This window comes from Mesorhizobium sp. M2E.F.Ca.ET.209.01.1.1, from assembly GCF_004010375.2.
In the GTDB taxonomy this organism is placed as follows: domain Bacteria; phylum Pseudomonadota; class Alphaproteobacteria; order Rhizobiales; family Rhizobiaceae; genus Mesorhizobium.
This window is the reverse complement of the sequence record NZ_SADP02001167.1, coordinates 1-291: the sequence shown is the minus strand read 5'-3', so window position 1 is coordinate 291 and position 291 is coordinate 1. Positions and strand designations below refer to the sequence as shown.

Genomic DNA, 291 nt, shown 5'->3' with positions numbered 1-291 from the left:
CCGTCAACGGCATGACGCCGGAGCAGGCGCGCGAGAAACGCGCCTATGGCTATGTCTTCCAGGCGGCAGCCTTGTTCCCGTGGCGGACCATCGAGCGCAATGTCGCGCTGCCGCTGTCGCGCATCGGCACGCTGGTGACCGATGACGGGCTCTCCGATGCCGACGCGCGCATGCTGGAGGACGCCGGCGTCATGGTGCGGATCGCTTCGACCTCGGGAGCCCTCGCGTGAACGTGGCGGTGCTCGACTTCGGCAAGACCAACTCGAAGCTGTTCGTCTTCGGCCAGGACGG

General features: G+C 67.4%; 1 pseudogene. It reads left to right on the top strand.

Annotated elements, in window-relative coordinates:
* Window positions 1–230: pseudogene (locus EN852_RS43015) on the top strand (hypothetical protein); the annotation flags it as partial.
* Window positions 231–291 lie beyond the last annotated feature (61 nt).